Source organism: Pseudomonas marincola (assembly GCF_900116605.1).
Lineage (GTDB): Bacteria > Pseudomonadota > Gammaproteobacteria > Pseudomonadales > Pseudomonadaceae > Aquipseudomonas > Aquipseudomonas marincola.
The window spans coordinates 92952-105130 of the sequence record NZ_FPBC01000008.1 but is presented as its reverse complement, the minus strand read 5'-3'; the positions used below and the strand labels follow the sequence as shown (position 1 = coordinate 105130).

General features: G+C 57.8%; 11 protein-coding genes. 8 read left to right on the top strand and 3 right to left on the bottom strand.

Features of this window, described 5'->3' with window-relative positions:
* Nucleotides 1-6: 6 nt before the first annotated feature.
* Nucleotides 7-1530: a fumarate hydratase gene (locus BM395_RS14215; protein WP_090512933.1), complete on the bottom strand. Its 1524-nt coding sequence runs from the start codon at nucleotides 1528-1530 to the stop codon at nucleotides 7-9.
* A 263-nt stretch (nucleotides 1531-1793) separates the two neighbouring features.
* Here BM395_RS14215 and BM395_RS14210 point away from each other — a divergent pair, with 263 nt between their 5' ends.
* Genes BM395_RS14210 through BM395_RS14200 form a run of 3 tightly spaced genes read left to right on the top strand, consistent with a single transcriptional unit; the run spans nucleotide 1794 to nucleotide 4619 of the window.
* Nucleotides 1794-2855 (top strand): GGDEF domain-containing protein, encoded by a 1062-nt coding sequence (locus tag BM395_RS14210; protein WP_280142249.1) that lies wholly within the window; start codon nucleotides 1794-1796, stop codon nucleotides 2853-2855.
* Nucleotides 2848-3786, top strand: a complete 939-nt coding sequence (locus tag BM395_RS14205) for an iron-sulfur-binding ferredoxin reductase (RefSeq protein WP_090512926.1) — start codon at nucleotides 2848-2850, stop codon at nucleotides 3784-3786. The genes BM395_RS14210 and BM395_RS14205 overlap by 8 nt, the downstream gene beginning before the upstream one ends.
* 59 nt (nucleotides 3787-3845) lie before the next feature.
* Complete coding sequence (locus BM395_RS14200) at nucleotides 3846-4619, top strand: enoyl-CoA hydratase (protein ID WP_090512923.1); 774 nt, start codon at nucleotides 3846-3848, stop codon at nucleotides 4617-4619.
* 70 nt (nucleotides 4620-4689) lie between these two features.
* Here the strand turns inward: BM395_RS14200 and pyk are convergent, their stop codons facing one another.
* Nucleotides 4690-6141 carry a pyruvate kinase gene (pyk, locus tag BM395_RS14195; RefSeq protein WP_069897790.1) on the bottom strand — a complete coding sequence of 484 codons (1452 nt, stop codon included), beginning with the start codon at nucleotides 6139-6141 and terminating at the stop codon, nucleotides 4690-4692.
* Nucleotides 6142-6424: 283 nt separating this feature from the next.
* On the opposite strand from pyk, the gene BM395_RS14190 reads away from it, so the two are divergent.
* The 3 genes from BM395_RS14190 (at nucleotide 6425) to BM395_RS14180 (ending at nucleotide 7719) form a co-directional block, all read left to right on the top strand.
* On the top strand, nucleotides 6425-6790 hold the full coding sequence (locus tag BM395_RS14190; RefSeq protein ID WP_090512920.1) for a tetratricopeptide repeat protein: 366 nt from the start codon (nucleotides 6425-6427) through the stop codon (nucleotides 6788-6790).
* An 88-nt stretch (nucleotides 6791-6878) separates the two neighbouring features.
* On the top strand, nucleotides 6879-7304 hold the full coding sequence (locus tag BM395_RS14185; RefSeq protein ID WP_090512918.1) for a DUF4124 domain-containing protein: 426 nt from the start codon (nucleotides 6879-6881) through the stop codon (nucleotides 7302-7304).
* Between the two features lie 58 nt (nucleotides 7305-7362).
* Nucleotides 7363-7719, top strand: a complete 357-nt coding sequence (locus BM395_RS14180) for a PilZ domain-containing protein (protein WP_069897787.1) — start codon at nucleotides 7363-7365, stop codon at nucleotides 7717-7719.
* A 58-nt stretch (nucleotides 7720-7777) separates the two neighbouring features.
* Here BM395_RS14180 and mqo read toward each other — a convergent pair whose 3' ends face one another.
* Nucleotides 7778-9280 (bottom strand): malate dehydrogenase (quinone), encoded by a 1503-nt coding sequence (mqo, locus tag BM395_RS14175; RefSeq protein ID WP_090512915.1) that lies wholly within the window; start codon nucleotides 9278-9280, stop codon nucleotides 7778-7780.
* A gap of 833 nt (nucleotides 9281-10113) precedes the next feature.
* On the opposite strand from mqo, the gene BM395_RS14170 reads away from it, so the two are divergent.
* Together BM395_RS14170 and BM395_RS14165 are read left to right on the top strand one after the other, a co-directional pair.
* A complete protein-coding gene (locus BM395_RS14170) occupies nucleotides 10114-10698 on the top strand; it encodes a YajG family lipoprotein (protein WP_069897785.1) in 585 nt (194 codons plus the stop codon).
* Nucleotides 10699-10983: 285 nt separating this feature from the next.
* The gene (locus BM395_RS14165) at nucleotides 10984-12162 is read left to right on the top strand and encodes a BamA/TamA family outer membrane protein (RefSeq protein WP_090513176.1); all 1179 of its coding nucleotides are present in this window, start codon (nucleotides 10984-10986) and stop codon (nucleotides 12160-12162) included.
* Nucleotides 12163-12179: the final 17 nt, after the last annotated feature.

The following is a 12179-nucleotide window of genomic DNA, read 5'->3' as shown; positions in this document are numbered from 1 at the left end:
TCAGGCTTACTGAACTTCTATCGCCAGGCTGTCGGCGATTTTCTTGTTCCAGATGGCCGGGCCGGTGATGTGCACCGACTCACCCGAAGTGTCGACCGCCACCGTAACCGGCATGTCTTTGACTTCGAATTCATAGATGGCTTCCATACCCATTTCTTCAAATGCCAGGACTTTCGACTTCTTGATGGCCTGAGCCACCAGATAGGCTGCGCCGCCAACTGCCATGAGGTAAACCGCTTTGTGGTCCTTGATCGCTTCGATCGCAATCGGGCCGCGCTCGGATTTACCAATCATGCCCAGCAGGCCGGTTTGCTCAAGGATCTGACGGGTGAACTTGTCCATCCGCGTTGCGGTAGTCGGGCCAGCCGGGCCAACCACTTCGTCGCCTACCGGATCAACCGGGCCGACGTAGTAGATGAAGCGACCTTTAAGGTCGACCGGCAGTTGCTCGCCTTTGTTGAGCATTTCGACCATGCGCTTGTGCGCCGCATCGCGACCGGTGAGCATCTTGCCGTTGAGCAGAATGGTCTCGCCCGGCTTCCAGCTCTGTACGTCTTCCGGGGTCAGGGTGTCGAGGTCAACACGGCGTGCGCTTGGGCCCGCTTCCCAGACGATTTCCGGGTAGGCGTCCAGCGACGGCGCTTCCAGTTCGGCCGGGCCGCTGCCGTCGAGCACGAACTGGGCGTGACGGGTGGCTGCGCAGTTCGGGATCATGCACACCGGCAAGGACGCTGCGTGCGTCGGGTAATCCATGATTTTGACGTCGAGAACGGTGGTGAGACCGCCCAGACCTTGAGCGCCGATGCCCAGTTGGTTGACCTTCTCGAACAGCTCGAGACGCAGCTCTTCGATGCGGTTCTGCGGGCCGCGAGCCTTGAGTTCGTGGATGTCGATGGACTCCATCAACACTTCCTTGGCCATGACGGCGGCTTTCTCGGCCGTACCGCCTATACCAATGCCGAGCATGCCCGGCGGACACCAGCCTGCGCCCATGGTCGGAACTGTTTTCAGCACCCAGTCGACGATCGAGTCGGACGGGTTGAGCATGGCCATCTTCGACTTGTTCTCAGAGCCGCCGCCTTTGGCTGCGACATCAACTTCAACTTTGTCGCCAGGGACGATCGAGAAGTGGATCACTGCCGGGGTGTTGTCGCGGGTGTTTTTACGTGCGCCCGCCGGGTCGGCGAGGATCGATGCACGCAGCACGTTCTCTGGCAGGTTGTAGGCGCGGCGAACACCTTCGTTGATCATGTCTTCAACGCCCATGGTGGCGTCGTCCCAACGAACATTCATGCCCACGCGGACAAAAACGGTGACGATCCCGGTGTCCTGACAGATCGGGCGGTGCCCTGTGGCACACATGCGCGAGTTGATCAGAATCTGCGCCATCGAATCACGGGCCGCCGGGGATTCTTCGCGCAGGTATGCTTCATGCATAGCCTGAATGAAGTCTGTCGGATGGTAATAGGAGATGAACTGCAGTGCGTCGGCAACGCTCTGAATCAGGTCGTCTTGCTTGATCACGGTCATGCTTGGCGCTCCTTTGATTGGGCAGGAACTTATGGACGCGCCGGAAGAAATCGACGCATTAGGCGTAAAAAAAGGGGAGGCATTATAGCGCGTGCGATTGATGGCTAACAGCTAACTAATTATTTGGCTACGCTTGGCTGACAACATAGTCAAGATCAGGCTACAGTAGCGGCGATTTGCCACTAGTGCATGGAATTCTAATAATGAGTGACTTGGAAGCACCGTCAAAGTCATTGCAGAGGCTGTTGCTGCGGCGATTCAGCATGGCGGCTGCAACCTATTGTCTGTTAGCTTTCTTGTGCACTGTGGCGCACCTCTCCGACCTGGTGACCGCCTCTCTTCCGGCCTTATTGATTCTATTAGGTTGCGTGCTGGCTGGGCAGCTTGTGTTTTTCTGGCTGTTTATCAGCGAGCGCAATCAGCATTTTGATGACCCCAGCCTGACCGAAGCGCAGGTTCTCTTCGGGATCACCTGCCAGCATGCACTGCTGGCAATTTCTGCTGAAGAGCGTGGCACTTTCTTGGTGTTCTACGCACTGATTTTACTCTTCGGTGTGTTCCAGTTGCGCTCAGCGGTGTTCTGGCGTTGCACGCTCTATGCGCTGTTCGGTTTTATTGCCCTGAATCTGTATCAGGCCTACAACTTCACCCTTGGCAGTGTCAGTCAGGCCATCCTGCAAGTTGCCACACTCGCTGTGGTCTTGCTCTGGCTGGGTTTGTTTGCCAGCTATCTGCAGTCCATGCGTCAGCGTATGCGCCAGCGCCGGGTTGCGTTGCAGGCGCATCAGGACACATTGCGCGGCATGATGCGCCAGCTTGAAGATCTGGTTGCAACCGATGAACTCACCGGGCTGTGTAACCGACGTAACTTTATCCGGTTGGCGACGCGTGAATTGAAGTTCCTGCGTCACGGCCGCCAGCATGGCCTGGCGCTGATTGACCTCGATTACTTCAAACGCATCAACGACGCCTATGGGCACGCCGCTGGCGACCGGGTTCTGCAAACATTTGCCGGCGTCGCGCAGTCGTGTTTGCGTGAAGGCGACATCATTGCCCGTTACGGCGGCGAGGAATTTGTTTTACTGTTGCCCAATACCGACGCAGATCAGTTCACCGCGTGTTGTGAGCGCCTGCGTGAAGCCTTCAGTAACGCCGAACCCGTGGGTGTAAAAATCAATAATCTGAGCCTTTCGGTTGGCATGACGTTGCTAACCGCACACGACGATCTGGATGACGCCCTGCACCGCGCCGATCAGGCGCTGTACCAAGCCAAGCGCGATGGCCGCAATCGCTGCTCGGCGGCTTGGGAAGATGCAGATGCCTGACCTTCGGGTGGGCGACCAACTGCTGACTGTGGCGCCCGCAACCAATCTGCTTGATGCCTTGCTCAGTGCCGATATTCGCGTGCCTTACAGTTGCCGGGCCGGCAGTTGTCATACCTGTATGGTGCACTGCGTGAGTGGCGAATTGGCCGATGCCAAGCCTGATGCACTGGATGCCCAGCGCCGACAGCAAGGCTGGCGTCTGGCTTGCCAATGTCAGGTGCAGGGCGATGTGCAGATCGAACTGTTCAACCCGCTTAACGATGCGCGCCCGGCGACGGTGCACAGCTGCGACTGGTTGAGCAGTCGCGTCTTGCGCTTGCGCTTAACACCTGCGCGACCTTTCAGTTATGAGCCCGGCCAGCATCTGCTGCTGTGGATAAATCAGCAAATTGCCCGGCCGTATTCGCTGGCCAGTTTGCCGGATGAAGATCCGTGGCTGGAGTTTCACATCGATTGTCCGGAGCAGGGCGCTTTCACCTCGCTTGCCCGTCAATTACAGCCGGGCGACAGTGTAGCTTTGGGAGAGCTGCGCGGTGGAGCCTTGCATTACGACCCGGACTGGCAAGCCAAGCCGCTGTGGTTGTTGGCATCCGGCACCGGCTTGGCGCCGCTTTTTGGCGTGTTGCGCGAAGCCTTGCGGCAAAACCATCAGGCTGAAATACGCGTGTTGCATCTCGCCTCAGCCGGGCAGCACTACTTGACCGAGTCGTTAAAAATATTGGCCAACGCCCATCCGCAGCTGCACGTGAGCTGCGTGACGGCGGCCGAGTTGCCAGCGGCTTTGGCCGGTCTACGGCTTGTTTCCCGGCAAACTCAGGCTTTACTCTGCGGTCATCCTGAACAGGTTGAGAGCTTCGCCCGGCGCTTGTATCTGGCCGGCGTACCCCGCAACCAGGTGTTCACCGATTTATTTGTGCCTCACGCGCGCTGAAAGCCACTTTCGGGGCGAGGCATGCATCGCCCTTGAACAATAACAGCGAGATGTGAGTGATGAATGATCATGTGCAGGTGGAGCGTAACGCCGGGTTGGTTACCTTGCGCCTCAACCGCCCCGAAAAGAAAAACTCCCTGACCAACGCCATGTATGGCCAGCTCGCCGAAGCCTTGCGCAGCGCCGATGCCGACAGTTCAGTGCGTGCGGTATTGATTACTGGCGGCGATGACTGTTTTACCAGCGGCAATGACGTTGCCGACTTCCTGCAAAACCCGCCGCGGGACATGAGCAGTAACGTGTTCCATTTCATGCTTGGGCTCTTTGAGTTCAGCAAACCGGTTGTCGCCGCTGTATGCGGGCCTGCCGTGGGCATTGGCACAACCCTGCTGCTGCATTGCGATCTGGTGTATACCCAGCGCGACGCGCTGCTGCGCATGCCTTTCGTAAATCTCGGCCTGTGCCCCGAGTTCGGCTCGAGCCTGATCCTGCCGCAGATGTTGGGCCATGCAAAAGCTGCAGAGTTGCTGTTGCTGGGTGAAAGCTTCAGTGGCGAGCAGGCCGCGCAGTGGGGTATTGCCAATCAGGCGTTGGAAGACAGTCAGGCGACTCATGCCAAGGCGTTGGAAATGGCCATGCGTTTTGTTCAGCTACCGCCGTCGGCACTGGCGGACAGCAAGCGATTGATGCGTTCACCGGATCGGCAGAAATTGCGTGAGGTGATCGAAGAAGAAGGGGCGTTGTTCTGCAAGCGCCTGCACTCGCCGGAAGCGCGTGAGGCAATGACTGCGTTCATGCAGCGCAGACAGCCTGATTTCTCACAGTTCAGCTAATCAGGCGCTTTTCCGGTAAAGCCTGTTCACTTGCAGGGCCGGGGGCGCCTGCAAGTGAACACGGTCTGGCTTACACCAGTGGATCACCGACATGCAGAATTTTCATGCCGTTGGTGCCGCCAATCGTGTGGTAACTGTCGCCCTTGGTCAGGATGACCCAGTCGCCAGCCTGCACCACACCACGTTGCAGCAACTCGTCCACCGCCGCCTGGCTAACCAGTTCCGGCGACAATGCTGCTGCGTCAAACGGTACGGTATAGACACCACGGAACAAGGCCGCACGGGCCTGCGTTTCGCGATGCGGCGAGAATGCGAAAATCGGCACCGATGAGCGAATGCGCGACATGATCAGCGGCGTGTAGCCACTTTCAGTCAGGGCAATAATCGCTTTGACGCCCGGGAAATGATTCGCGGTGTACATGGCCGCCAGCGCAATGCTCTCGTCACAGCGAGTGAACGTCTCGCCCATGCGGTGGCTCGACTTCTTGCTGGTCGGGTGCTTCTCGGCACCGATGCAAATCCGCGCCATGGCCTGAACCGCTTCGAGCGGGTAGGCGCCGGCCGCACTTTCGGCCGAAAGCATCACGGCGTCGGTGTAGTCGAGTACCGCGTTGGCAACGTCCGACACTTCGGCGCGGGTTGGCATCGGGTTTTGAATCATCGACTCCATCATCTGCGTTGCAGTGATGACCGCTTTGTTGTGCGTGCGGGCGTGCTGGATGATCTTCTTCTGAATGCCCACCAGTTCAGCGTCGCCGATTTCAACACCGAGGTCGCCACGGGCAACCATCACCGCGTCACTGGCGCGAATCAGGCCGTCCAGTGTGGCGTCGTCGGCGACCGCTTCGGCGCGTTCGATTTTCGCCACCAGCCAGGCAGTACCGCCGGACTCGTCACGCAGTTGGCGGGCGTATTCCATGTCTGCTGCATCACGCGGGAACGACACCGCGAGATAGTCCAGTTCCATCTCGGCCGCCAGCTTGATATCGGCCTTGTCTTTGTCGGTCAGTGCTGGCGCTGTCAGGCCACCGCCACGGCGGTTGATGCCTTTGTGGTCGGAGAGCGGGCCGCCGACAGTCACTTCGCAGTTGAGCGCATCGGCTGTGGCGCTGATCACGCGCATGACGACGCGGCCGTCATCGAGCAGCAATTCGTCGCCGACGCCGCAATCCTTGACCAGATCCGGGTAATCGATGCCCACGATTTGCTGGTTGCCATCAGTCAGCGGATGGCTGGTTGAGAAGGTGAAGTGATCACCGATTGCCAGTTCGATGCGCTTGTTGCTGAACTTGGCGATACGAATTTTCGGGCCCTGCAAGTCACCCAGCAGCGCAACGTGACGGCCGTGTTTGGCGGCAATTTCACGTACCAGCTTGGCGCGAGCCTTGTGCTCGTCCGGGGTGCCGTGGGAGAAGTTCAAGCGGGCAACATCGAGGCCGGCCATGATCAGTTGTTCGAGCATCTCCGGTGAGTTACTCGCTGGGCCAAGGGTGGCGACGATTTTGGTGCGACGTACGGTCATGCTCAGGCTCCTGATATACAACTGGTGGCGAGGCTACTACGGCAAAACGCTGTAGTCATTGTTCATCTGCACTACCTTAGCGCTGTCGGCTTGTATTTGTGCAAGTGGCCGCCGTGCGGCGGGTGCCAAAGCATGAATGACGCATTTGCTCTAGCGTTAAAGCAATGCGTGATGCGCGTATTGGCGGTGAAGAATTTTAACCGGCGGCCGATAGCATCAGCATGTGCACTCAACGGTTCAGGCTTGCCTGAGTATTGAGGCGGAATTATCGAGGAGAGTTGTAATGCGTGCATTGATCATCATGCTGGTGCTGGCGGGCGTATCCGGCTGCACCCGCTGGTCATTGGACCATCATATAGACAGCGCTTACCGCGCCTATGATCGCGGCAATTGCGAGACTGCCTTGCTGGAGTTGTCCAAGGCCGAGCGCACCAGCCGATCGCGGCGCTATCTGCAGCCGGAAATATCGCTGTTGCGCGGCCAGTGCCTTGAGCGCCAGCGGCTATTTGTGGATGCGGCGCAAACCTATCATTTCATCATCAGCACTTATCCAACCAGCGAATACGCTTTTCGTGCACGTGCGCGTCTGGTAACTTTGCGCCAGCTTGGCCATGTGCCCACCGAGAAGCCACTTCTGGGCTCGCGCTAGGCCCCAGCCCGGGCTTGTTGCTTAACTGCTGAGCAACTGGCGTGTTGGCCATTCAGGGGTATGCTTGTGTGCTTATCCATGGAGAAGTTTGATGCGGCTATTGCTGTGTGTACTGCTGTTGCCAGGACTGGCCAGCGCCGAGATCTACCGCTGGACTGATGCGTCCGGGCAGGTGCATTTCGAGCAGCGGCCAAATGGTGCTGGCGCGCAGCGAGTCGAGGTCAAGCCGCAAGTGGTCGAGCGTGATCAAGCCACACGTGAGCGTCAGGCCCGCACCGAGCGATTTTACGATGCCCGCCGCGATGAGCAGGCCCAAGCCGCTGCTGCTACAGCAGAGCGCCGGGCCAAGACCGAGCAGACCTGCACAAAACTCCGCAAGCAGTTGGAGCAGATGCCCGAAGGTTATCGTTACTATCGGCCAGACGCTGATGGCGAGCGCAGTTATTATTCGGATCAGGAAATGGATGCGGCGCGGCAGCAATTGCGCAGTGAAATCGGCAAAAATTGCAGCTAGGTCTGCAAATGCCGGCGCAGGCAGTTATACTCAGATTTCAATATAGCGATGTGCCACTATGCCTAATCAACGTCATATCAGTCGGCTGCAGCTACCTTCCTATCTCAAGGTCTACAACCGCAATACCGATAAGCCGATGGGCTTCATTGGCAATGTGTCGCTCGATGGCATGATGCTGATCAGCGAGCTGCCGCTGCTGGTGGGGGCGCGTTTCGAGATGCGTTTGAAAATTCCCGGCCAGCCTGCGCAGCGCTTCATCGACATCACCGCCACCTGCCAATGGTGCCGTGAAGATGTCACGCCCGGCAGCTTCGACTCGGGCTTCGCTCTGGTGGCGCCACCCGCCGAATACGTCGAGATGATCTGCGCATTGCGCCGCTACTTCAGTTTCCGGCACACCGCCACCTCGGTCTGAGGCCGTAGCGCGGGCATAAAAAAACCGCCCGTAGGCGGTTTTTCTAATCACAACAGCCTCAGGCCATTGCGGGCTCGCTGAGTTGCAGCAGCGCGTCGGAGCGCTCCTGTACCTGACGATAGACTTCAGCGTCCTTGGCCAGCACGTCGCCCATAGCCGGGAAGATCTCGGCCAGCTTGCTCGTCCACTCGGCAGACTGAGCGCGCTCAGGGAAGCAGCGACGGATCAGGTCGAGCATGATCGAAACAGTCACCGAAGCACCAGGCGATGCGCCCAGCAGTGCAGCAATAGAGCCGTCGTGCGCTGCAACCAGTTCAGTACCGAACTGCAGAATGCCGCCACGTTTCGGATCTTTCTTGATGATCTGCACACGCTGGCCGGCCATTTCCAGGCGCCAGTCTTTCGGGTCCAGTTCCGGGTAGAAGCCACGCAGGGTTTGCAGGCGCTTCTCTTCGGACTGCATCACTTCCTTGATCAGGTAGCGGGTCAGGTCGAAGTTGTCGCGCGCGACGGCCAGCATCGGGCCGATGTTGTTCGGACGAACCGACAACGGCAGGTCCATCAAGGAGCCGTGACGCAGGAACTTGGTGGAGAAACCGGCGTACGGTCCGAACAGCAGGGATTTCTTGCCATCGACGACGCGTGTGTCCAGGTGCGGAACCGACATCGGCGGCGAGCCCACTTCGGCCTGGCTGTAGACCTTGGCCTGGTGCTGCTTAACGATTTCCGGGTTGTCGCAACGCAGCCACTGGCCGCTCACCGGGAAGCCGCCGAAGCCTTTGCCTTCCTCAATGCCGGACATTTGCAGCAACGGCAGGGCACCACCGCCCGCGCCGAGGAATACAAACTTGGCCTGAATCTGGCGGCTGTTGCCGTTGGTTGGGTTCTTCACCGTCACGCGCCAGCCCTGAGCGTTACGCTCCAGACCGACCACTTTCTGGTTGCACTTGACGCTGGCGTCCGGCTGATTGTTCAGGTGCTGGAGCAGCTTCTGAGTCAGGGCGCCAAAGTTTACGTCGGTACCGGCCATGACGCGGGTGGCTGCAATGCGCTCGTTGGGATCACGTCCCGGCATCATCAGCGGCATCCACTCAGCCATGGTGGCGCGGTCTTCGGTGTACTCCATTTCGCTGAATGCGTGGTGCGCAGTCAGTGCATTGAAGCGGTTCTTGAGGAACGCAACACCATCTTCACCGCGCACAAAGCTCAGGTGCGGAACGGCATTGATGAAGTCCTTGGGTGAGCCGAATGCGCCTTTCTCGACCAGATAGGCCCAGAACTGCTTCGATTCTTCGAACTGCGTGTTGATGCTTACCGACTTCTTGATGTCGATAGAGCCGTCCGCGCCTTCAGGGGTGTAGTTCAGCTCGCACAGGCCTGCGTGGCCGGTACCTGCGTTATTCCACGGGAAGGAGCTTTCGATCGCTCCGGATGTCATCAACTCGACGATTTCCAGTTTGATTGCTGGATCGAGTTCTTTCAGCAGCACGGCTAACGTCGCGCTCATGATGCCGGCCCCAACCAGCAACACGTCTACTGAATCGTAATTATTCTGCGCCATTATCGCTTCTCCAAAATCAGCACCCAATTGACAGCCAGTGGCCATGCGTGAATCAACGCTGCAAAGCGTTCATCAGCGGTCGCTGAACTCTCCTGACGACACCGGTGAAGTGATAACCGTGCGCAAACCCGCCGCAAAGTTGTTCATTTTTTCGCCACACTCTTGTGAAGTTGTTAAAACCGTTTTTTTTCATGCTCTTTTGGAGACATGAACCTCAAAAGTTCGTAAGCCGGCCTCGACCTACACTGCAGATGCCGCCATTGCTGGGTTGTGGCACACGGGCAGGGTGGTCTTCGTGCAAAAGGCTTTACGAAGTGGGCGACTCTCTGGGGCAAGGCTGAAAAGCAAGGCCCGATCAGGAGGCGTCCTTATAATCGGGGCGCGATTATAAGACGAATGCAGCAAAATTGATCGCCCGACGTGACTTTTATTCGGCCAATGGTCAGTCAACCAACACTTAGTCTGCGCGCGCATGAGCGACGACTGGTCACTCTTAGCTATTTTGAGAGCCTGTAAGCCAGATAGTTCGGTTTGTAAGCGCCCGCGCGGAAAAGGCTCTAGCGTGGTGCTTTTAGCGAGCTGTTGTGGCGCTTTAGTGTCACAGGCGATATTTGCACGCAGGTTTTTTCCGCGATTGTGGCTATTGGCAGGGCAATTCATCGGGCCATTCGGGAAAATAGTCCCGCGACTAAAGTAGCAACGGCGCATGCTGCCAATAGCCTGATTGAACCAGCGCTGCTGCACATATGTCTCACTAGCAGTGCTGTTAGCGCGTCTGCGCGCTGGGTATACTTGCCGCACTTTTTGCGTTCTACGTCATTGGAGAGATGAGCATGTTGCCTCGCTTGCTGTTTGGCCTGATTACGGTTGCCAGCCTTACGCTGGTTGGTTGTGCCCACAGCCCTCAACAAATCACCCCTCAACCTAAACTGACTTCATCACTGACCGCCGTTGGCCATGGCCAGCCTGTCGTGGTGAAAATTGCCGATGGTCGTTCATCGCCAGTGCTCGGTACGCGCGGCGGGCTGTACCCGGAAACCAGCGCCATCAGCGTGAACCGCGAAGCGCTGGTGCCGCGCATGCAGGCCGAAGCAGAAGCCGCTGTGCGCCTGTTGGGCTTTACCCCTACCAGCAATGCGGTTAATGCCCCGCAGCTGACGCTGACCCTGACCGACCTTAAATATCAGTCGCCAAAAGATGAGCTGTATGTGACCGAAGCCAATATCAGCGCAACCATTCGCGCCGATGTGCAGAACAGCAACCGCCGCTTCAGCGGTCGTTACGGCGCATCGCTGAATCAACGATTTGGCATGTCGCCCAACCAAGATACCAACACACAGTTGGTCAGCGATGTATTGAGCGACGCCATGACGCGCGCGTTCAAGGACCCGGCGATTGGGCAGTTGCTCAACCAGTAATGCCCCGTGATTGCGCTCGATGAGCGCAGTACACTTGAGAATGCCAGGCAGCGGTTTTGTCTGGCATTTTTTATGGGCGCCTGTTTTTAAAGAGAGTGGGATCGTCGCCGTTGGGTTAAGCGGTTTTGCCTGATCAATTGGCCTCTGCTCATTGTTCTGCCATGAGTTATTAACCAAGCATCGAACAGCTCCGTGCGGTAGTTGGGGTTGGGGCTTCATTGCATCACCGCTGGCTGCCAGTTGGGCTACATTAAATGCCAGACCCTGTTCGAGAGCCTTTGGATTATGTTGAAAACGTGGCAGTCCTTGCTTGTCACTCTGACTGTGACACTGCCGACATTCGCTAACGCGGATTTAAGCGATAAGTTTATTGACCCTGAAGATGGTCAAGTCGATGCCAGTAACTTTCTGGCTGAAGTACCGCACGGTTTTCTGCCGGTGCCGGGGATAATTACCGAGCCCGCAGTGGGCGCTGGGCTGGCCTTGGGGGCGCTGTTCTTTCATGAGTCTGAAGAGCAGCGTAAACAACGCACTCAAAACAAAGCCTTGCTGCCTGAAAACATCAGCATTGTCGCCGGCATGGGCACCGAGAATGGCACGTGGGCCGGCGCCATTGGGCATCTCGGTTTCTGGTTGGATGACACGCTGCGCTATCGCGGCGTGCTGGCCTACGCATCGCCCAATCTAGAGTTTTACTCACTGCCGCGAACGGGCGACTTGAGTCAGCCGATTGAGCTGAACCTGCGCGGCCCGGTGGTGTTTCAGGATCTCAAATACCGGCTTCCAGACACGCATGTGTTTGTCGGCGGTCGCCAGCTTTACCGTAAAGTGGAAGGCGAGCTGGCCAACTCTCCCGATCTGTCGCGCCTGCCACTGGCGGTGCAAGATTACATCGAAAGCAACAGCGTGCGCTCGGCCACCACCTCTGGCCTGGGCCTGGTGCTTGAATACGACAGCCGTGACAACCCGTTCAATCCCCAGCACGGTTATTACTACTCCAGTAACTACACCGTCTTCGACGATGCCATTGGCAGTGATTACGACTATTCCAGCTACCAGCTTTCGGGCCTCAACTATTGGGAGCTGAACGATCAGTGGAACCTTGGGCTGCGTGTGCAGGTAGACGGGGTCAACGCGCGTGGAAGCGACGACCTGCCGCCTTACGTGCCGCCCTTCATCGACCTGCGCGGTGTGCCGAAATCACGCTACCAAGGCAACCGCGTTGGGGTCGCGGAAATCCAGTTGGACTACAAAATCAATCAGCGCTGGAAGCTGGGGTTCTTCACCGGAACCGGACGTGCAGCCGATGATTTCAGCGATTTTTCTGATGCAGAGGAAGTGAATACAGTCGGCGGCGGATTCCGCTACATGATTGCCCGACGCTACGGCCTGGTCATGGGCGTGGATGTGGCGCGGGGCCCGGAAGATACCGCGCTGTACATCCAGACCGGATCAACCTGGTAAGCCTGCTATGCAGCTTT